The sequence below is a fragment of the Caballeronia sp. LZ033 genome, assembly GCF_031451265.1.
Classification (GTDB): Bacteria; Pseudomonadota; Gammaproteobacteria; order Burkholderiales; family Burkholderiaceae; genus Caballeronia.
Genome location: NZ_JARUXQ010000002.1, coordinates 403082 through 422298, shown reverse-complemented (window position 1 = coordinate 422298; position 19217 = coordinate 403082). Strand labels below are relative to the sequence as shown.

Sequence of the window (19217 nt, the reverse complement as noted above, 5' to 3'; positions counted from 1 at the left end):
GCGTTGGGAAAGGCTTGCTTCACGGGGCGTCTACGCGATACACACGCCGGCAGGTTTCCGCGAACAGCGCGCGCAACTGTGTTTCAGTGGCATCGGGCAGCGCGTCGGTCACATCGGCGATCATTTGCGTGAAGCTCGCGGAGAGACCGCCTACCGGCAGGTTGCTCGCGAACATCGCGCGCTCATAGCCGAACATGTCCACGGCTTCGCGCACCACGCGCCGGTTGCTAGCGCTGTCCCACACGCCGCCCTTCAGACCGAGTTCGGAAACCTTGAGGTGCACGTTCGGGCAATCGGCAAGCGCCCGCATGCCGCGCCGCCACACGGCAAGCCCCTGCTCCGAGCGGTCCAGCGGCAGGCCGAGATGATTCAGCACTACCGTCGTATCCGGAATGCCGCGCACCACTTCGGCCGCTTCCTCGAGATGCCAGAACGGCACGCGCAAATCCCACGAAAGACCGAAGCGCGCGAGCAAGGCGAGGCCGCGCAGCCATGCGGGGTCCTGCATCGTGCCGGGCTGGCCACGCACGCTCGAGGCCGCATCCGGCGCCGTCACCGGCTTCGACCGCACGCCGCGCACGAGCGGATGGGCCGCATGCGCGGTGAGCACCGTTTCGCCATCGTCCTGGGTAAAGTACACATGCGCGACCGCCGCGCACGGCAAGCCTTCATGCGCCTTCAGTCGCGCAAGGAAATCGTTCTCGCGGGTCTGCTCGCTGCGGGCGCGCTCGGCTTCCATGTGCACCGTGCCGATCACGTCGAAGCCCGCCGTCGCGGCGCGATAGTCCGCAGGCAGGAAGTCGCGGCAGATCGCGCGGTAATCGCCCAGGAAGAAGTCCGGGTTATACGCGTCGGTGAGCCACGGATAGTGGCCGTCGGACAGATCGAAGAAATGATGGTGCGCATCGAGGATCGGCAAGTCGAAGCCCAATGCGTTACGCGGCGCGCCCGCCTGCATCACGCGGCCTGCTCGACGTTGCCCGTAAGCAGCGCGATCAGTTCCGGCACCGGCGTGTGTTCGCCGCCTTCGGTCACGGCCTGTTGATACACCTCCCGCACTGCGCTGGCCGCCGTATGCGCGGCGCCGACTTCACCCGTCATCGCGACGTAATAGCTCATGTCCTTGAGCGCATTCGACATCGAGAAGCGGAAGCCGGAACTGTCCGCCGACTCGATGAACGGCTTCAATCGCTTGAACACGACGCCGTCGCCGCCGCCCGCCGCCAGCACGCTGATGAGCACGTCGGGGGACACGCCTGCGCGGTTCGCACACGCGGCGGCTTCGGCCAGCACGGCAGAAAAGCCGAGCGAGACGAAGTTGTGCAGCAGCTTGAGCCGATGCCCCGAGGACGCCTCGCCCGCATACACGATGTTCTCCGCAAACGTCTGCAAGAGAGGCAGGCACTCGTCGAACACCGCGCGCTCGCCGCCGACGATCAGATTGATGCGGCCTTCGGCGGCTTCCTTCGGGGTGCGCGTCATGGGCGCATCGAGGAAGCGCGCGCCGGCGTCCTGCACCGCCGCCGCAATGCGCATGGTCGATTCCGGAATGGCCGTCGAGCAGTCGATGACCACCGTCCCCGGACGCAAGGCCTCCAGCACGCCGCGATTGAACAGCACGTCCTCCACTTGCGGCGTGCCGGTGACGCACAGGATCAGCACATCCACCGAAGCCGCGAGCGCCTTCGGATCAGCCGTGGTGCGCGCACCCGCCGCGCGCAGCGCATCGAGCGGCTGGTTGCCGGGATGTTCCAGCACGTTCAGTGCATAGCCGTGCTTCTGGATGTTGCTCGCGATACCATGCCCCATCATCCCTACCCCGATCACGCCAATCTGCTTCATGCCATCTCCTGGTGTATGTTGTCGGTGCATGCGAGACGACTGACTCGCATCGCAAAGTCATAGTACAAATTTATACGACACATTTGTCAAGCGAATTTCTCGACGATGTTATGATCGAGTGACCCGAACTCATCGCTTCCGATCATGCAAGACGCCAGGATGAACAACGACGAATCCACCCTCGCCGACCGCGTGACGCGGCTGCTGGTGGATCAGATCCGCAGCGGCTACTACCCGGTGAATGCGCGCCTGCCCACCGAGAAGTTCATGACCGAGCAGTACGGCGTGAGCCGCACGGTGGTCCGCGAGGCCATCTCGCGCCTCAAGTCCGAGGGGCTCGTGGACACGCGCCAGGGCAGCGGCACCATCGTGCTCGATCCGAAGGCCGCGCAGGTGTTCCGCCTCGCGCGCGACGAGCTCAATCCGGCGGCGGGCGTGGTGCGCATCATCGAGTTGCGGCGCGGCATCGAGGCCGAGATGGCGGCGCTGGCCGCCGAGCGGCGCACGGTGGCGCAAATGAGCGTGATCCGGCGTGCGCTCAAGGCCATCGACCGCGCGGTGGCCGAAGGCGGCGACGGCGTCGAGGCCGACCTCGAATTCCATCTGGCCATTTCACGCGCGGCGGGTAATCCCTACTTCACCGAGCTCCTGTCGATGCTGACGCACGCGCTCCAGGACGCCATCCGCATCACGCGGACCAACGAGGCGCGCCGCGCCGATCTCGCCGACGACGTCCGCGCGGAACACGAAGCCATCGCGGCCGCGATCGAGGCGCGCGACCCCGACGCCGCGCGTCAGGCGGCGCACGCGCACATGCAGCGCACGGCCATGCGCATCCAGCAGGTGGATCGCAGTTTCTGGAGCGGCGACCGCGGCGCGGCCGCGCAACGGCTGTCGCGCGCGCGGCTCGATACGGTGATCGAAAAGCCGGCGCGTGGTGCAAAGGGGTGAATCAGGCTGGCGCGTAAAACGCCACTGCGTTGTCATGGAAGAGGCGCCGTTGATCGGCCTCGCTCATGTCCTGCACGATCTCGAAGAAGCCGTCATAAATTTCGTCGAACGTCGCGCACAGGCTGTCCACCGGGAAATTGCTCGCGAACATGCAGCGGCCGGCGCCGAACAGTTCGATGGTCGTGCGCACGATCCAGTCGTTCGCTTCCGCCGTCCACGGCATGCCGGGCTGACCCAGACCCGAGATCTTGACCCACGCGTTATCGCATTGCGCGAGCTCGGCCATGGCATCGCGCCACGCCGCGAGCATGGCGGCGCTGCGATTGGCGGGCAGACCGGTGTGATTCAGCACAAGGCGCGTATCCGGATGATCGCGCGCCAATTCAGCCGCTTCGTGCAGATGCCACCACGGCGTCTGCAATTCGAAATGCAGGCCGTGTTGCGCAAGCCGCGCATAACCCGCGCGCCACGCCGCGTCGCTCATGCCGCCCGCCGCGCTCATGCCCGGCGCGGCATTGGCGCGGGGCTTGTGACGGATGCCGCGCACGAATGCATGGCGCGTCAGTCCCGCAAGCGTCGCGTCGAGATCCGGGCGATCCAGCCACGCCTGTCCCACGGCGACGCTCGGCAAGCCTTCCCGCCGCCGGAGTTCCGCGATGTACTCCATTTCGCCGAGCGGATCGCGCGGCTCCCATTCCGCCTCGATATACACGCTCCCCGCAAGCCGGAAACGCTGTGTGTCGCGCCGGTAATCTTCCGGCAGGTACGGCGCCCGGATCGGGCGATAGTCGCCATAGCGGAAGTTCGCGATGGTCTCGCCGCACAGCCACGGATAGGTGTTAAGGCGCGTGTCCCAGAAGTGCTGGTGGGCGTCGAAGATGGGCAGGGTCATGTCGGCAGGAATCCGGTCGAAATCCACGGCACGAACGCGACCACCACGATCACCAGCAGCAGCGCGAGCAGATACGGAACGACGCCGCGCATTACGCCGTCGGGTGAGGTCTTGCCGATCATGCACGCCGCATAGAAGCCCACGCCGAAGGGCGGCGCAAACAGGCCGACGCCCATGCACAGCACGACCACGATGGCATAGTGCACGTCGCCGATGCCGAGCGCGCGCGCCACCGGAAACAGCAGCGGACCGAACAGCACGACGGCCGGAATGCCTTCGAGCACGCTGCCGAGCACAAGAAACACGACGATCGAAATGGCCAGGAAGCCGATGCGCCCGCCCGCCACGCTCTCCATCAACGCGGCCAGCGACGCCGAGAAACCCGACTGCGTCAGCGCCCAGGACATGGCCGTCGCCATGCCGATCGTGAACAGAATGGCTCCCGACAGACTGGCGGTTTCGATCAGGATCGGATACAGCCGCCGGAACTCGATATGCCGGCGAAACGCATGCAGCGCGAGCCCCGCGACAATCGTATAGGCCACGCCGACGGTCGCCACTTCGGTCGCGGTCGCGACGCCTTCGACCACGGCCGAGCGGATCAGCACCGGCAGGGCGAGCGCGGGCAACGCGGCCAGGAAGGCGCGCAGGATCTCGCGCGGCGGCGCACGGCGGAACAGGCTTTTCGGTTCGGAACGGGTCTTGAACCAGACCACGGCCGCAATCGCCAGGCTCGCGACGCACGCGGGCAGCAGGCCGCCGGTGAACAGCGCGGTGATGGAGATGCCGCATACGGCGCCGATGGTGATGAGCACGATGCTCGGCGGAATGGTCTCGGTCATCGCCGCCGATCCGACCAGCAGCGCAACGAGTCCGCGCGGATCGCAGCCGCGCTCTTTCATTTCGGGAAACAGCGCGGGCGCGACGGCGGCCATGTCGGCTACCTTCGAGCCCGATACGCCCGAGACGAGGAACATCACGACCAGGAGGACGAATTGCAGGCCGCCGCGCAGATGGCCGATCAACGCCGCCATGAATTCGATCAGCGCGCGCGCCAGTCCGGACAGATCGAGCAGCGCGCCGAGCAGCACGAACAGCGGCACGGCGAGCAGGATCATCTGCGACATGCCCTCGTCCATGCGATTCACGACGATGCTCACGTCGATGCCTGCCGCCAGGTTCAGGTACGTGACCGTGGCCACACCGAACGCGAAGGCAATGGGAATGCCGGCCGCGATCGCCATGCCGAGCAGCAGCACGAAGAACACCAGCAGGTTGTAATTGCCCATCGCGGCCAGCGGTTCACGTGCGAACCACAACGCCGCGCCGATCGCGCCCAGCACGGCGAAGGCCAGCGCCAGCTGACGCGGCGAGCTTTCACGCACCAGCACCGCGAGCGAGGCGATCAGCATCAGGATCGCGCCAACCGGCAGCGCCGCCGTGCGCAGGCCCACGGGAATTTCCAGCGCGGACGTGGTGATCGCCATGTCGGCCTGCGCGTGACCGATGGCCGGCACGATGATCAGCGCGACGAACACGCACACCAGCATCGCAGCGACCGTGCGGCACCAGGTCTGCCAGCGCGCGGGCAGCCGGCTGACGAGCGCGGTCATCGCCATGTGCTCGCCGCGATCGAGTGCGAGCGCCGCACCGAACATCGCGAGCCAGACGAACAGGATGGACGCGAGTTCGTCCGACCAGACGAGCGGCGCATCGAACGCATAGCGCGCCACCACGCCCGCGAACAGGATCACCGTTTCGGCCACCACGAGCAACGCGGCCAGCGCGCCGGCCAGCCGCATCGCCGCGCGGCTCGCGCAGACGAGCATGCGCTGCAGCGGATGACGCGCCGCCTCGCCTTTCTTGTAGACGGCGCTCTGCATCAGCCGATCCTGCCGGTGTATTGTTCGAGCTTCGCCCACAGCGTGTCGCCGAAGCGCTTCTTCCAGTCGGCATAGAAGCCCGCGCTCTTCAGGCGATCGCGGAACGCCGCGTGATCGACTTCGTTGAACTGCAAGCCGTGCCCCTTCAGTTGTGTGATCAGCGAATCATTGAGCGCCTTCACGTCGGCGCGCTCCTTGAGCGCGGCGGCGTTCACATTGCGGCGCACGATCTCCTGCATGTCCGGCGGCAGCTTCTTGAAATTCGCCGTGTTGCCGAGGAACCAGAAGCCGTCCCACATGTGATTGGTCAGCGCGCAGTATTTCTGGACTTCATAGAAGCGCGTGGTGTCGATCAGCACGAGCGGATTCTCCTGCCCGTCCACCACGTGCGTCTGCAACGCCGAGTACACCTCTTCGAGGCTCAGCGTCGTCGGCGACGCGCCGAATGCGCGAAACACCGAGGTCCACAAGGGGCTCGACGGCACCCGGATCTTCAGGTCCTTCAACTGGTCGGGCTGCGTGATCTGGCGCGTGCTGGTGGTGATCTGGCGATAACCGCCGTCGAATATCTTCTCGAAGGCGAACAGCGGCGTAGCGTCGATCTTCTGGCGGACGTAGGCGCCAAGGGCGCCGTCCATCGCTTTCCACACTGCGTCATAGTCCGGAAACGCGAAGCCGACGCCGCTGATCTGCGCGTCCGGCACCATCACGCCGAGCGAGAGCGGCGAGTACGTCAGGAAGTCGATGGAGCCCGCCCGCAGCTGCGAAAACATGCTGACATCCGAGCCCAGCTGCGCGTTGGGAAAGACCTGCAACTCGATGCGCCCGTTCGATTCCTCGCGAATCTTCTGCGCCATCTCCTTGACGCGCACGGTCATCGGATGCGTGACAGGCTGGAAGTTTGCGTACTTGAGCCGGAACTCCGCCGCGCTGGCCCTGCCCGACCAGCCCGTCATGGCGCCGGCGGCGGTCGCCGCGGAAACGGTCTTGAGGAAACTGCGCCGCGTCACTGATTGCATGTCGTCTCCATTTATTCTGTGGCGATGCAGCCTGCAAAACCGCAGCCCGTCATCGCCTTCCGATGGCAACCGCTTTGTTGTATGACGAAGTTATCATATAAGTTGGTACGGCAAATCTACGGTATTTCCCGTAGTTGCGATGCGGGAACGTGCGGATGACGGACGTGCGAAAGCGACGCGCTGACCTTGCGGCCCGCGCGTCGCGTGTTTGAGCGTGAAAGTGAGAGAGTGAGCGAGGAGCGCGCCGCCCGGCGTCACTCGCCCGTCCAGACCGGCGGCCGCTTCTCCGTGAACGCCGCGACGCCCTCATGAAAATCGCGGCTGCCGTAGCACTCGCGCACGAGATCGTCGCCTTGCAGCGGCAGAGCGGCGAGCATGCGCGAGATGGATTGCTTGGTCACGCGCATCGTGACCGGCGCATTGTGCGCGAGCCGATCCACATGCGCGGCGGCACGCGTATCGAGCTGATCCGGCTCGCAGCTTTCGAACACAAAGCCCGCGGACAGCGCGTCATCCACGTTCAGCATGTCGCCCAGCACGAGCATGCGCTTGGCGCGCCCGATGCCGAACTCGGCGACGAGCCGCGCCGTATTGCCGATCGCGAGGCAGTTGCCCAAGGTACGCGCGATGGGCACGCCGAACTTCGCGTTGGGCGTTGCGATGCGCAGGTCGCAACAGGCGGCAATCGCGAGCCCGCCGCCCACACACCAGCCATCGACGATGGCAAGCGTCGGCATCGGTAATGCATCGATGCCGCCGAGAATGCGCTCGATGCGATGCTCGTAGTTCACGCCGTCCTCGCCGCTTTCGAACGCGCCGAACTGCCGGATGTCGGTGCCCGCGACGAAGGCCTTGCCGCCCGCGCCGCGAAACGTCACCACGCGCACGTCACGTGACGCGGCGAGGCGTTCGCAGATCGCTTCGAGTTGCTCGTACATGTGCCAGGTCATCGCGTTGTGCGCGGCCACGCGGTCGAACACCACGTGCGCCGCCGCGCCCTCGATGACGAGACGGACGTCGCCGTCGCTGCTTGCATCGGTCTGAGTCATGCCGTGTCCCCGTTGTCGATGATCCGCTTCAGCCGAGGCGCGCCACCACCGCGCCGCCCACTTCGCTCGTGCTGGCCTTGCCGCCGAGATCGCCGGTATGCGGGCCGTCCTTCAGTACGTCGGTGATGGCGGCGAGGATCGCGTCGTGCGCCTGCTGCTCGCCGAGAAACTCGAGCATCATCGCGGCGGACCAGATCATGGCAATCGGATTGGCGATGCCCTTGCCCGCGATATCCGGCGCCGAGCCATGGACCGGTTCGAACAGCGACGGGAAGTCGCGTTCCGGATTCATGTTCGCCGACGGCGCGATGCCGATCGTGCCCGTGCAGGCCGGACCCAGGTCCGAAAGAATGTCGCCGAACAAGTTGGTGGCGACGACCACGTCGAAGCGGTCCGGGCTGAGCACGAAGCGCGCGCACAGGATGTCGATGTGCTGCTTGTCCCACGTCACGTCCGGATACTGCGCGGCCACTTCGGCGGCACGCGCGTCCCACCACGGCATGCTGATCGAGATGCCGTTGCTCTTGGTGGCCACGGTGATTTTCTTCGCGCGGCTCTGCGCCAGGTCGAAGGCGAACTTGAGCACGCGTTCCGAGCCCTTGCGCGTGAAGATGGACGTCTGCGACACGAACTCGCGCTCCGTGCCTTCATACATCACGCCGCCCACCGACGAATACTCGCCCTCGGTGTTTTCCCGCACGATCATGAAGTCGATGTCGCCGGCCTTGCGCTTCGCCAGCGGCGAAGGCACGCCTTCGAACAGGCGCGCGGGCCGCAGGTTGATGTACTGGTCGAACTCGCGGCGGAACTTGAGCAGCGAACCCCACAGCGAAATGTGATCCGGCACCTTCGCGGGCCAGCCCACCGCGCCGAACAGGATGGCGTCGCAGGCTTGCAGTTGCGTCTTCCAGTCGTCGGGCATCATCTGGCCGTGGGCTTCGTAGTAATCGCAACTGGCCCATTCGATATGCTCGTATTCCAGCGCAATGCCGAAACGCTTGCTCACGGCATCCAGCGCGCGCAGCGCTTCGGGCATCACTTCCACGCCGATGCCGTCTCCCGGAATCACGGCGATGCGATAGGACTTGCTCATGCTGCTCGTCTCCTTGATGGTTCGATGGTGGCCATTCTAGTCGCCGCGCGTCCGCGCTTCGACCGCATAACGGTGAAGTGATTCTGCACGAAGTGTGAATAATCGGCTGACGGTGCCGGGGCGCGCCCGCGCTAGAATCGGCACGTTCCTTTCATCAGGCAAGCCATGACGCGCCGCTCCGACCGCATCCAGTTCGACCTGAAGACGCTGCGCCTGTTCGAGGCCACCGCGGAACTGGGCGCGATCACCAAGGCCGCCGAGCGCCTCGCGCTGGCGCCCGCTGCCGCTTCACGGCGCATCAGCGAAATGGAGACGCAACTCGGCGTCGCGCTGTTCGAGCGCCGTCCGCACGGCATGACCCTCACCGACGCAGGCCGTGCGTTGCTGGCTCACGCGCGCAGCATGATCCACACCGCCGAGCGCATGCATGAAGATGCCGCCGCGTTCCGGCAAGGCGCGCGCGGCGTCGTGAAGATCGCGGCGTGCACGTCGGCGGTCTTGCAGTTCCTCGCCGAGGACGTGCAGCGCTGCCATGCGGCGCATCCGGGTATCGACATCGACTTGCAGGAAGCCAACAGTCACGGCGTGATGCAGGCGCTGACGCGCGGCACGGTCGATATCGGCATCTATGAAGCCTCGCTCGGGCGGCTCGATCTGCCGACGCGCCCGTATCGCGAAGACCGGCTGGTCGTGCTGACCACCGCCGATCATCCGCTCGCCGCGCACACCGAAGTGCGCGCCGCCGACCTGCTCGACTGCGACGTGATCGGCCTTACCGTAGGCTCGGCCATCTCGATCGCGCTCAGCCGTCTCGCCAGCCAGATGGACCGGACCTTGCACATGCGCATTCGCGTCGGCAGCTTCGACAGCATGACGGCGATGGTCGCGGCGGGCGTCGGCATCGGCGTGATGCCGCTGGGCGTGGCGCGCGTGCTGGCCGACGGGAAGCGCTTCCGCATCCTGCCGATCGAAGGCACGTGGCCGGTGCGCCAGATGCTGCTGTGCCATCTTCCCGCCGATGAACTGTCGTCCTCGACGCTCGCCGTGCTGGACCTGCTGGCGCAGCCGGTTTCGCAAAAGGCGAAACCTGCATAAGCCAAAGAGCGATGGCGTGAGCGCGTGTTTGTCCTTAACGTAAGGACTTTCCGCTCGCAAGAAGCGGAGCGTTCCCACTGTCATCGCCGGAGCTTCATGACTTCAACTCCCGTACGCATTGCGCTCAGCATCGGCGACCCCGCCGGTATCGGCGCGGAGATCATCGCGCGTCTGCTGGCGGATCCCGCCACGCGCCAGCGCGCCCACGTCACGCTGATCGGCAACCGCGACGCCCTCGCCCGGGGCGCCGCCGCCGCGAACGTGCCGGTTCCGCAGGCCAGCGACTGGCTCACAATCTTGCCGTGGGCCGGCAGCGACACCGTGTTCGAGCCGGGCGTCATCAGCGAGGCGAGCGGCCGCTTCATGCTCGATTCATTGCGGCTCGCCGTGCAGCACGTCACCGAAGGCCATGCCGATGCCGTGTGCTTCGGCCCGCTCAACAAGAGCGCGCTGCGCGCCGGCGGCATGCAGGAAGAAGACGAGATGCGCTGGTTCGCGAAGCTGCTGGACCATCGCGGCGTGTGCGGCGAACTCAACGTGCTGGACCCGCTGTGGACCGCGCGCGTGACTTCGCACATTCCATTGCGCGAAGTGTCCGAGCGGCTTTCGCCGGAAGCGGTGGCGGACGCCATCGGCATGCTGACGGCGGCGCTGCGTGCGGCGGGCGTTGCGCAACCGCGCATCGGCGTGTGCGGCCTCAATCCGCATAACGGCGATCACGGCAACTACGGCAGCGAGGAGACCGACATCATCGAGCCGGGCATGCGCCTCGCCGCTGAACGCGGCTGTGCCTCCACCGGCCCCTATCCCGCCGACACCATTTTCCTGCGCGCCCGCGCCGGCGAACTCGACGGCATCGTCACGATGTATCACGACCAGGGGCAGATCGCGACCAAGCTGCTCGGCTTCGAAGTGGGCGTGACCGTGGAAGGCGGCCTGCCGATCCCGGTGACGACGCCCGCGCACGGCACCGCATACGACATCGTCGGACAGGGACGCGCGAGCGGCACCGCCATGGCGCGCGCGTTCGATCTCGCCTGCCGCATGGCGCACTCGACGCAAGCCGCCACCGCCTGAGCAAGGCAATGTGAATAGAAGGGCCGGCGGCGCACGCACGCGCCGACACGGCCATCGCATCTGGAGGAGACATGGTTTCGCAATCGCTGCGCGCCCCGCGCACGCAGGTTCAGAAAGTGGTGCTCGCGCTGCTCTGCGCGATGTCGTTCATTCTTTATCTCGACCGCGTGAATCTCGCCGCGGCCGCCGGGCCGATCAAGGCCGAGCTGGGCTTGTCAAACACCACGCTCGGCGTCGCGTTCTCGGCGTTCGGCTATACGTATGCGATCTTTCAGATAGTCGGCGGCTGGCTCGCCGACCGCATGGGCGCGCGCCGCACGCTGTTCGTCTGCGGCGCGATCTGGGTGGTCGCGACCATCGCCACCGGCATGGTCGGCGGACTGGCCTCGCTGTGCGCGGCGCGTCTGTTGCTCGGCATCGGCGAAGGCGCCGCGTTGCCCGCGCAAGCGCGCGCCATCGCCAACTGGTTCCAGATGAAGGACCGCGGCTTCGTGCAGGGCATCACGCACTCGTCGTCGCGGCTCGGCAATGCCGTCGCGCCGACGCTTATCGCGCTGCTCGCCACGCTCTATTCATGGCGCCTGTCGTTCGTCATCGTCGGCGTGCTGACGGCGATCTGGATCGTCGTGTGGGTCTGGTACTACCGCGACGACCCGCGCGCGCACCGGCGCATCAACGAAGCCGAACTGGCGCTGCTGCCGCCCGCCGCCGATCCTTCGCAGGCGCGCGCCGCGACGCCCTGGCGGCGCATCTTCGGCCGCATGTCGCCGACCATCTTCGTGTACTTCTGCCAGGTATGGAGCAACACGCTGTTCTTCAGCTGGGTGCCGCTGTTCTTCCTGCATGGCTATGGACTCAACCTGAAGGAGTCGGCCATCTTCGCGTCGGGCGTGTTTCTCGCGGGCGTGGTCGGCGACGTGACCGGCGGCTTCCTCAGCGACCGCGTGCTCAAGCGCACCGGCAGCCTCAGGAAGGCGCGTCAGGGCGTGATCGCGTTCAGCCTGCTGGGTGCGCTCGGCTTCATGATCCCGGTGATGCTGAGCCGCGACCTGACGGTGGCCACCACGTGTTTGTCCGGCGCGTTCTTCATGCTCGAACTGACGGTGGGCCCGATCTGGGCCGTGCCGATGGACATCGCCCCGCTCCACGCCGGCACCGCGAGCGGCATGCTGAACACGGGCGCCGCGCTCGCGACGATCATCTCGCCGGTCGTGTTCGGCGTGGTGATCGACGCCACCGGCAACTGGAGCCTGCCGTTCGTGGGCTCGCTGCTGTTCCTGCTGCTGGGCGCGTTGATGACGCTCATGATTCACCCGGACCGCACGATCGACGATGCCTCCGAGCGGCACGGGCTGGACGGCGGAGATGCGGCTACGGTCGTGGGGCGGTCGGGCTGAAAGCTGAAGGCTTCAGCCGTCGGCGATGAGCCGCCCGAACGCCTCCCTGACAGCATCGCAGAAGGTATGCGCGACGGCCGGAATCGGTTGCGAGGCGTTGGTCACGATGTAGAAATGGTCCGGCACGGCAGGCGTGAAGGGCTTCACCGCCACGCGCGGCCGGGCATAGGCGGCAGTCACCGGATCGATCAGCGCCACGCCCGCGCCGTTCGCCACCAGCGCGACGATCGCTTGCGACAGTTGCGCCTCGATCACGAGGTCGCGGCTCACGCCTGCCTCCACGAACACGCGGTCGATGGCGCTGCGTGCGTCGAAGCTCTGCGGGAATGACACGAAACGTTCGCCGCGCAAGTCGTCCGGCTTAAGCGACGCGCGCCGCGCCAGCCGATGTCCGCGCGGCACGATGCAGCGCATGACGGCGTTGCCGAGCCGCTCGCTTTTCACGGCGGGATGCGGAATGGGCTCGGCGATCAAGCCGACATCGCATTGTCCCGACGCGATCTTCTCCACCACCGTCGTGGCGCTATGTGCGAGCAGGATCACGTCGATGCCCGGATAACGCTCGACGAAGCGCGCGATCACGGCCGGCAACAAGTCCAGCGCCACCGCGGGCGATCCCGCCACGCGCAAGGAGCCGCGCCGCATGGCGCGAATCTGCTGCGCGGCCTGCGCGATCCGGTCCATGCCGACGAACGCCCGCTCCACTTCCTCGAACAGCACGCGCGCTTCGGCCGTTGGCGCGAGCCGGCCCTGCTGACGCTCGAACAGCACGAAGCCCACGCGTTCTTCGAGATCGGCAATGAGACGGCTCACGGCGGGTTGCGAGATATGCAGCGATTCGGCGGCGCGCGTCACGGTATGCCTCAGCATCACGGCGCGGAACGCTTCGATCTGGCGGATCTTGAGGTCGGAGGAGGTCATAACACTAGATTATAGGTGACGGACAAATCGACATTTGACGGCGTATTTTGCCGCCGTCAGAGTTCGTCCTTGATCTGTAAAAGCAGGCAGGAAACCTCATTCATGCAGGACAAACCGGTCCATAACACGGCGCGCCGCTTCGATCACGTCGTGGCGGGCGGCGGTCTCGTGGGCATGGCGATCGCCTACGGACTCGCCCGCGCGGGCAAGCGCGTGGCCGTCTGCGACGGCGCGGACTCCGCTCATCGCGCGGCGCGCGGCAACTTCGGGCTCGTCTGGGTGCAGGGCAAGGGCGGTCGCTGTCTGCCCTATGCGCAGTGGTCGCGCCAGTCGTCGGAACGCTGGGGTGCATTCGCGGCGCAACTGCGGCGCGAGACCGGCGTCGATACCGGCTTCGAGCGGCCTGGCGGCATCGAGCTTTGTGAAACCGCCGAGCAACTCGAAGCAGGTGCAAACCTGCTCGAATCGATCCGCGCGCAGGACCCGTTACTCACTTACGAGGTGCTCGACCCTGCCGCGTTGAAGGCGCGTGTGCCGGCGGCGTCGGACCGGCTCGCGGGCGCGCTCTACTCTCCCCACGATGGCCACGCCAGCCCGCTCTACACGTTGCGCGCCCTGCAGCAGGGCTTTGCGCTGCTCGGCGGCACTTACCTGCCGCGCAACGAAGTGCGCGAGATCCGCCCGCGCGCGGACCGCTTCGAGATCGATACATCCGGCGGCACGCTGGAAGCAGAACGCGTCGTGCTCGCTGCCGGGCTCGACAACCGCCGCCTCGCGCCGATGGTCGGCATGCACGCGCCCATCACGCCCTTGCGCGGACAGATCATGGTGACCGAGCGGCTTGCGCCGTTTCTCGACTATCCGACGCTGGTCGTGCGGCAGACGTCCGAAGGCTCGGTCCTGCTGGGCGATTCCGCCGAACCGGTCGGGTTCGACGACGGCCAGACCCGCGCCGTCATGGCCGACATCGCGCGGCGCGCGCGCACGGCGTTTCCGTTGCTTGCGCACGCGCGCATCGTGCGGGCGTGGGGCGCGCTGCGCATCATGACCCCCGATGGCCTGCCGGTCTACGAGGAATCGCGCGCGCATCCGGGCGCGTTCCTCGCCATCTGTCACAGCGGGGTGACGCTGGCTGCCGCGCACGCGGACGTCATCGCGCCATGGATCGCGGGCAGTGCGCCGCCCGCGCTGATTCACCCTTTTGTCGCCACGCGCTTTTCGAGTTCCGCCGATGTCCACGCTCTTTGAATCCCTCACCACCGGGCCGACGCCGATGGTGTCCGTCGACCTCGACGGCACGCTCCGGCGCGTGCCGCCGCATTACACGGTGGCGGCGGCGCTGCTCGAAAGCGGTCTCGCCGCGTGCCGTACCACGCCGGTCAGCGGCGCGCCACGCGGCCCGTTCTGCATGATGGGCGTGTGCTTCGACTGTCTCGTCGAAATCGACGGGGTGCCGAACGTGCAGGCCTGCATGACGCGCGTGCGTGACGGCATGCGGGTGCGCGCAATGGACGGCCGGGCGAGGCTCGCATGACGCAACTGTCGACGCAGCCGCTCTGCGACCTGTTGATCGTCGGCGCGGGACCGGCGGGCATGGCGGCGGCCATCGAGGCGCGCCGGGCGGGTCTCCAGGTGATCGTCGCCGACGAGGGCGAAGCCCTGGGCGGGCAGATCTACCGCAACCTCGGGCACTCGCCGCTCGCCGACGCCCACGTGCTCGGCGACGATTATCTGGCGGGGCGCGATCTGATCGAACGTTTCGACGCCAGCGGCGCGAGGCTGCTGTCGCGTGCGTCCGTATGGCAGATTGCCTTCGAGGACGGCCGCGCGGTCGCCATGCTGACGCGCCGGCCGCACGGCGCCGACGCCGGCGGCACGCTGGACATCGCGGCGCGCGCCGTGCTGGTCGCGACCGGCGCGCAGGAGCGTCCGTGGCCGGTGCGCGGCTGGACCCTGCCCGGCGTGATGGGCGTCGGCGCGGCGCAGACGCTGCTCAAGTCGTCGGGGCTCGCGCCGTCGCGGGATGCGGTGCTGGCCGGATGCGGACCGTTGCTGTGGCTTTTCGCGTCGCAGTTGCTGAACGCGGGACGCCAGGTGCGCGCCATCATCGACACCACGCCGCGCGATGCCTGGCGCGCCGCCTTTCCGCACGCCCTGCCCGCGCTCGCAGGCGCCGACTATCTGCTCAAGGGCGTCCGCATGATGCGCGCGGTAAAGCGCGCGGGCATTCCGGTGCATCGCGGCGCGCGCGTGGTGTCCATCGAAGGCGAGGCTCATGCGGAGCGCGTGCGTTTCGTCGACGAACATGGCGTGCCGCGTGCCATCGACACATCGCTCGTGCTGCTGCATCAGGGCGTGATTCCTTCCACACAACTGGCGCGCTCGCTCGGCTGCGAGCATCGATGGGATACGGCCTCGGCCTGCTGGCGGCCGCGCACCGATGCACGCGGGCGCAGCAGCGTCGAGCGTGTCTGGATTGCCGGCGATGGCGCGGGCATCGGCGGCGCGAAGGCGGCGGCGCTCGCGGGCACGCTGGCAGCGCTGGAGATCGCGCGGGAACTGGGCGTGCTGGACGCGCCGACGCGCGATGCGCGCAGCCGCCCCGCCTTGCGTGCGCTGAAGCGGCACCTTGCCGTGCGGCCGTTGCTCGATGCGCTGTACACGCCACGCGCCGCGCTGCGCCGTCCCGCCGACGACGTGATCGTGTGCCGCTGCGAGGAAATCACGGCGGGCGAAGTGCGCGGCATCGCGGCGCTCGGCTGCCAGGGCCCGAACCAGATGAAGGCATTCTCGCGCTGCGGCATGGGACCGTGCCAGGGCCGCTGGTGCGGCACGACGGTCGGCGAACTGATCGCGCAAGTGCAGGAGCGTCCGGTTGCCGAGGTTGGCTACTACCGCATCCGCGCGCCGATCAAGCCGGTCACGGTGGACGAGATTGCCGACTCCATCGCCCTCGACGAAGACTTCACGCGCGGCGAATTCCCAAGTTGAGCGCACGGCCTGAACATTCAATCAACGACACCACCCACACGGAGCCCACATGAAAATTACCCGCGCCCGGACCTTGCTGAACGCTGCCGCGTTTGCCCTGATGGCCACGGCCACGCTGGCCCAGGCCAAGGAATGGAAGACGATCCGCGTCGGCGTCGATCCGACCTATCCGCCGTTCGAATCCGTCGCCAAGGACGGCAAGGTGCAGGGCTTCGACATCGACCTCGGCAATGCACTGTGCGCGCAGCTGAAGGCGCAGTGCGTGTGGGTGCAAAGCAGCTTCGACGGCCTGATCCCCGGTCTGCAGGCGCGCAAGTTCGACGTGGTCCTCTCCTCGATGGCGGCGAACGAAAAGCGCCGCCAGCAAATCGATTTCACGGACCGGCTGTATCGCAACCAGACACGCCTGATCGCGAAGGCAAGCGACCATCTGCTGCCCGAGGCGGCCAAGCTGTCCGGCAAGCGCATCGCGGTCGAGCAAAGCACGGTGCAGGAGACCTACGCGCGTGAAAAGTGGGCGGCGGCGGGCGTCGAAGTGGTTGCGTACCCCAGCTATGACCAGGCCTACGCGGACCTGACGGCCGGACGCGTGGATGCGGTGCTGATGGACGCCGTGCAGGGCCAGCTCGGCTTCCTTTCGACGCCGGCGGGCAAGGGCTACGCGTTCGCGGGCGACGTGGTGTATGACGCGAAGATCATGGGCGACGGCGACGCCGCCGGCGTGCGCAAGTCGGACCCGGACTTGCGGGACGCGCTGAACGGCGCGATCGCGCAGATCCTGAAGGATGGAACGTATCGCAAGATCGAGGCGAAGTACTTCGATTTCGACATGTACGGGAAATGAGGCACGCCCGCAGGTTTGCCGATTTTCGATCACGCCCGACGCACTGCCCTGCTTGACATGGACTGATCGCGATCAGTCCAGGAGCAGTCGTGTTTCCGTCCGCGCGTCATCGGTGCGATCCGCAAGGCTTCGTGCAGGCGCTGGCGCGGCCGTTGATCGAAGCAAGACGTTGCGCCCGCATGGAGATTGCCACGCTTAACGCAAGCGTGCGCGGCATCGAGATCGGTACGGCGGATGGGCGCGGCATCCCCGCGGACCGCGTGGTGCTCGCGGGCGGGCCGTGGTCGGCGCAACTGATCGCAGGGGAACGCCCCGCGCTGCTGGAACGGTTCTCGGCGAGGCGCTTCGCGTAGCGCGAACGCCCCTGCCGCGCGGGCTCGTTCAACGCTCAGGCCAGCACCGCCGCCCCCACCTTCGTCTTCCAGTCCGACATGACCTGGTGCGAATTGAGCGCGTGATTCAACAGTCCCTGCACGCTCTTGATGGCCGCCTTCTGCTTCGTGGTTTCATCGCTCGTGTGCAGGATCACTTCCTTGCGCTCGCGCGCCTTGAACGAGAAGCCGGAATCGCGCATGTACTTCGCCGCGTAGTGCTTCAACGCGGAAAAGTAGTCCGTACCCGCGTCATAGCTGCGCTGCGAGGTATCGCCGAGATCGTTCACCATGCGGATCATCGTCATCAGGCTGCCGCAGATGCCGGTGTTCAGCGTGAGCATCGGGATGATCGCGCTGGCCTTGCAGCCCTCCTTGAAGAACTCGGTGAAGCGCGCCGTGTCATGCACGAGGCCGCCACGGTCCTTGGCCGCCGGCGCGAAGTTGCCCGTCTGATAGTTCTGACGCGGCTCGCGGTCGTACATCTGCCGCGCGAGCTTCAGGAAATCGCCGATACGATGCGCTTCCGCCAGACGCATGATGGTCTTGACCAGCCATTCGATCGCCGTCATCACCGCGCTGACGAGCGCGCCCGCGCCCGGCAGGAAGATCTGCGCCGACAGGCCGCCCACGCCCTTCAGCACGTCCTTGACGCCCGCGCCGATATCCATCTCCATCTCTTCTTCGATGGCGCGTGCGAGTTCGGCCGGATGTCCTTCGCGCAATTCGAACTTCTTGCGCAAGGACACCATGGAGAACTTCTGGGCCACGGCCGCGAAGGTCTTGGCGAGCCCGGTGAAGATCTCGATGCCCGAGCCGACATACGGCGCGGACGCCTGGCAGATCGCCACGACCGCCTTCTCGATCAGCGCCTTGATCGCGCTGCCGGCCAGCGACGCGGGCCAGTCGCCGTCCGCCAGCATCTTGGTGCGCAGGGTCTCGATGACGCCGACGATCTTGTTGTACACCCATTGCTTGAACTTCTGCCACTGCTCGGCAAGCTTGAACGGCGTGTCGGGTCTGAACGCTGCGCCGAGCACCCTGTCGTCCTTCTGGTTGGTGCCGTCCGTCGATGCAATCGTCTTGCCGAGACCGAGCGCCCCGCCGCCTGCGCTGATGAACGTCGATGCATTCTGGCTCGGCAGCTTGCCCATCCCGACCGACTTCGAGGTCATCTTGTTGCCGGTCGCGCTGAAAATGGCGTTGCCGCTGTCGCCAGACAGCTTGGTCGGATCGTTCTTTGAGATGTCGAAGGTCGTGCCAAGCGAAACCGCCGTGCCCGCCACGCTCAGGCCTTCAAACGCCATGCTCGCGTAGTTCGCCGCGCTCAGTTCGACCGAGATGTTGGAGAGCAGGTACAGCACGCCGAAGCGCGCATGCGGAATCTCTTCGCTATCGATCTTGGCCAGCGCCGCCGCATGTCCGACCGACGGCGCCACCGCCACGCTCTTCTCCAGCGCCTTGAAGAGATCCGCCATGAAGCCCTTGCTGGCCTTGTTGCGCTCGCACTTGCTCCACATTCCATGCTTCTCGCGCAGATAGACCTTCATCTGGTTGTAGAGCAGGTGCGCCGCGTAGCGTTCCTGATCCGGCGACTTGTTGACCTGCGCGTAGAACGCCTTGTAGCACTCGTCCATGGCGAGCGTAGACGAACTACGTTTCGAGAACGTCAGCGAAGTCTTCTTGATCCATTCGTCGGGGCTCGGCAAGGCGCCCAGCGTGGGCGTGAGCGACGAAATCCTCGGAAAGCTGGCAGGCATGTTCATGACAGGACCCGTTGGTCAATGATTGT

General features: G+C 66.6%; 18 protein-coding genes. 9 read left to right on the top strand and 9 right to left on the bottom strand.

Annotation, left to right across the window (positions count from 1 at the left end):
• Window positions 1–19: 19 nt before the first annotated feature.
• Both QCE62_RS17385 and QCE62_RS17380 read right to left on the bottom strand, forming a co-directional pair.
• The gene (locus QCE62_RS17385; RefSeq protein ID WP_309922864.1) at window positions 20–958 is read right to left on the bottom strand and encodes an amidohydrolase family protein; all 939 of its coding nucleotides are present in this window, start codon (window positions 956–958) and stop codon (window positions 20–22) included.
• A complete protein-coding gene (locus QCE62_RS17380) occupies window positions 958–1842 on the bottom strand; it encodes an NAD(P)-dependent oxidoreductase (RefSeq protein ID WP_309920877.1) in 885 nt (294 codons plus the stop codon). The genes QCE62_RS17385 and QCE62_RS17380 overlap by 1 nt, the downstream gene beginning before the upstream one ends.
• Before the next feature lie 144 nt (window positions 1843–1986).
• On the opposite strand from QCE62_RS17380, the gene QCE62_RS17375 reads away from it, so the two are divergent.
• Window positions 1987–2793 (top strand): FCD domain-containing protein, encoded by an 807-nt coding sequence (locus QCE62_RS17375; protein WP_309920874.1) that lies wholly within the window; start codon window positions 1987–1989, stop codon window positions 2791–2793.
• A gap of 1 nt (window position 2794) precedes the next feature.
• Here the strand turns inward: QCE62_RS17375 and QCE62_RS17370 are convergent, their stop codons facing one another.
• The 5 genes from QCE62_RS17370 to QCE62_RS17350 all read right to left on the bottom strand — a co-directional run bounded on the left by QCE62_RS17370 (window position 2795) and on the right by QCE62_RS17350 (window position 8729).
• On the bottom strand, window positions 2795–3685 hold the full coding sequence (locus QCE62_RS17370) for an amidohydrolase family protein (RefSeq protein ID WP_309920872.1): 891 nt from the start codon (window positions 3683–3685) through the stop codon (window positions 2795–2797).
• Window positions 3682–5568 carry a TRAP transporter large permease subunit gene (locus QCE62_RS17365; protein WP_309920868.1) on the bottom strand — a complete coding sequence of 629 codons (1887 nt, stop codon included), beginning with the start codon at window positions 5566–5568 and terminating at the stop codon, window positions 3682–3684. Before QCE62_RS17365 ends, QCE62_RS17370 begins: the two co-directional genes overlap by 4 nt.
• Window positions 5568–6587 carry a TRAP transporter substrate-binding protein gene (locus tag QCE62_RS17360; RefSeq protein ID WP_309920865.1) on the bottom strand — a complete coding sequence of 340 codons (1020 nt, stop codon included), beginning with the start codon at window positions 6585–6587 and terminating at the stop codon, window positions 5568–5570. Before QCE62_RS17360 ends, QCE62_RS17365 begins: the two co-directional genes overlap by 1 nt.
• Window positions 6588–6841: 254 nt before the next feature.
• Window positions 6842–7636, bottom strand: a complete 795-nt coding sequence (locus QCE62_RS17355) for an enoyl-CoA hydratase/isomerase family protein (RefSeq protein WP_309920862.1) — start codon at window positions 7634–7636, stop codon at window positions 6842–6844.
• 28 nt (window positions 7637–7664) lie between these two features.
• Entirely contained in the window at window positions 7665–8729 is a 1065-nt protein-coding gene (locus QCE62_RS17350) for a tartrate dehydrogenase (protein WP_309920859.1), read from the bottom strand.
• Window positions 8730–8894: 165 nt separating this feature from the next.
• Here QCE62_RS17350 and QCE62_RS17345 point away from each other — a divergent pair, with 165 nt between their 5' ends.
• The 3 genes from QCE62_RS17345 (at window position 8895) to QCE62_RS17335 (ending at window position 12298) form a co-directional block, all read left to right on the top strand.
• Window positions 8895–9824: a LysR family transcriptional regulator gene (locus tag QCE62_RS17345; RefSeq protein WP_309920855.1), complete on the top strand. Its 930-nt coding sequence runs from the start codon at window positions 8895–8897 to the stop codon at window positions 9822–9824.
• Window positions 9825–9920: 96 nt separating this feature from the next.
• On the top strand, window positions 9921–10901 hold the full coding sequence (locus QCE62_RS17340; protein ID WP_309920852.1) for a 4-hydroxythreonine-4-phosphate dehydrogenase PdxA: 981 nt from the start codon (window positions 9921–9923) through the stop codon (window positions 10899–10901).
• A gap of 71 nt (window positions 10902–10972) precedes the next feature.
• Window positions 10973–12298, top strand: a complete 1326-nt coding sequence (locus QCE62_RS17335; protein WP_309920847.1) for an MFS transporter — start codon at window positions 10973–10975, stop codon at window positions 12296–12298.
• 12 nt (window positions 12299–12310) lie between these two features.
• Here the strand turns inward: QCE62_RS17335 and QCE62_RS17330 are convergent, their stop codons facing one another.
• A complete protein-coding gene (locus tag QCE62_RS17330) occupies window positions 12311–13219 on the bottom strand; it encodes a LysR substrate-binding domain-containing protein (protein WP_309920845.1) in 909 nt (302 codons plus the stop codon).
• A 102-nt stretch (window positions 13220–13321) separates the two neighbouring features.
• On the opposite strand from QCE62_RS17330, the gene QCE62_RS17325 reads away from it, so the two are divergent.
• The 5 genes from QCE62_RS17325 to QCE62_RS17305 all read left to right on the top strand — a co-directional run bounded on the left by QCE62_RS17325 (window position 13322) and on the right by QCE62_RS17305 (window position 17407).
• Window positions 13322–14467 carry an FAD-dependent oxidoreductase gene (locus QCE62_RS17325; protein ID WP_309920843.1) on the top strand — a complete coding sequence of 382 codons (1146 nt, stop codon included), beginning with the start codon at window positions 13322–13324 and terminating at the stop codon, window positions 14465–14467.
• A gap of 25 nt (window positions 14468–14492) precedes the next feature.
• Entirely contained in the window at window positions 14493–14753 is a 261-nt protein-coding gene (locus QCE62_RS17320; protein WP_309922862.1) for a (2Fe-2S)-binding protein, read from the top strand.
• The gene (locus QCE62_RS17315) at window positions 14750–16210 is read left to right on the top strand and encodes an NAD(P)/FAD-dependent oxidoreductase (protein ID WP_309920839.1); all 1461 of its coding nucleotides are present in this window, start codon (window positions 14750–14752) and stop codon (window positions 16208–16210) included. Before QCE62_RS17320 ends, QCE62_RS17315 begins: the two co-directional genes overlap by 4 nt.
• A 49-nt stretch (window positions 16211–16259) precedes the next feature.
• Complete coding sequence (locus tag QCE62_RS17310; RefSeq protein WP_309920836.1) at window positions 16260–17054, top strand: ABC transporter substrate-binding protein; 795 nt, start codon at window positions 16260–16262, stop codon at window positions 17052–17054.
• Between the two features lie 89 nt (window positions 17055–17143).
• Window positions 17144–17407: a hypothetical protein gene (locus tag QCE62_RS17305; RefSeq protein WP_309920833.1), complete on the top strand. Its 264-nt coding sequence runs from the start codon at window positions 17144–17146 to the stop codon at window positions 17405–17407.
• Between the two features lie 35 nt (window positions 17408–17442).
• Here the strand turns inward: QCE62_RS17305 and QCE62_RS17300 are convergent, their stop codons facing one another.
• On the bottom strand, window positions 17443–19191 hold the full coding sequence (locus QCE62_RS17300; RefSeq protein ID WP_309920831.1) for a hypothetical protein: 1749 nt from the start codon (window positions 19189–19191) through the stop codon (window positions 17443–17445).
• Window positions 19192–19217: the final 26 nt, after the last annotated feature.

Bases quoted from the DNA above. Each gene is read 5' to 3' on its own strand.
- QCE62_RS17380 (WP_309920877.1), bottom strand. From the start codon at position 1,842: ATGAAGCAGATTGGCGTGATCGGGGTAGGGATGATGGGGCATGGTATC.
- QCE62_RS17310 (WP_309920836.1), top strand. From the start codon at position 16,260: ATGAAAATTACCCGCGCCCGGACCTTGCTGAACGCTGCCGCGTTTGCC.
- QCE62_RS17315 (WP_309920839.1), top strand. From the start codon at position 14,750: ATGACGCAACTGTCGACGCAGCCGCTCTGCGACCTGTTGATCGTCGGC.
- QCE62_RS17360 (WP_309920865.1), bottom strand. From the start codon at position 6,587: ATGCAATCAGTGACGCGGCGCAGTTTCCTCAAGACCGTTTCCGCGGCG.
- QCE62_RS17365 (WP_309920868.1), bottom strand. From the start codon at position 5,568: ATGCAGAGCGCCGTCTACAAGAAAGGCGAGGCGGCGCGTCATCCGCTG.
- QCE62_RS17345 (WP_309920855.1), top strand. From the start codon at position 8,895: ATGACGCGCCGCTCCGACCGCATCCAGTTCGACCTGAAGACGCTGCGC.
- QCE62_RS17355 (WP_309920862.1), bottom strand. From the start codon at position 7,636: ATGACTCAGACCGATGCAAGCAGCGACGGCGACGTCCGTCTCGTCATC.
- QCE62_RS17375 (WP_309920874.1), top strand. From the start codon at position 1,987: ATGCAAGACGCCAGGATGAACAACGACGAATCCACCCTCGCCGACCGC.
- QCE62_RS17320 (WP_309922862.1), top strand. From the start codon at position 14,493: ATGGTGTCCGTCGACCTCGACGGCACGCTCCGGCGCGTGCCGCCGCAT.
- QCE62_RS17300 (WP_309920831.1), bottom strand. From the start codon at position 19,191: ATGAACATGCCTGCCAGCTTTCCGAGGATTTCGTCGCTCACGCCCACG.
- QCE62_RS17385 (WP_309922864.1), bottom strand. From the start codon at position 958: ATGCAGGCGGGCGCGCCGCGTAACGCATTGGGCTTCGACTTGCCGATC.
- QCE62_RS17335 (WP_309920847.1), top strand. From the start codon at position 10,973: ATGGTTTCGCAATCGCTGCGCGCCCCGCGCACGCAGGTTCAGAAAGTG.
- QCE62_RS17330 (WP_309920845.1), bottom strand. From the start codon at position 13,219: ATGACCTCCTCCGACCTCAAGATCCGCCAGATCGAAGCGTTCCGCGCC.
- QCE62_RS17340 (WP_309920852.1), top strand. From the start codon at position 9,921: ATGACTTCAACTCCCGTACGCATTGCGCTCAGCATCGGCGACCCCGCC.
- QCE62_RS17325 (WP_309920843.1), top strand. From the start codon at position 13,322: ATGCAGGACAAACCGGTCCATAACACGGCGCGCCGCTTCGATCACGTC.
- QCE62_RS17370 (WP_309920872.1), bottom strand. From the start codon at position 3,685: ATGACCCTGCCCATCTTCGACGCCCACCAGCACTTCTGGGACACGCGC.
- QCE62_RS17350 (WP_309920859.1), bottom strand. From the start codon at position 8,729: ATGAGCAAGTCCTATCGCATCGCCGTGATTCCGGGAGACGGCATCGGC.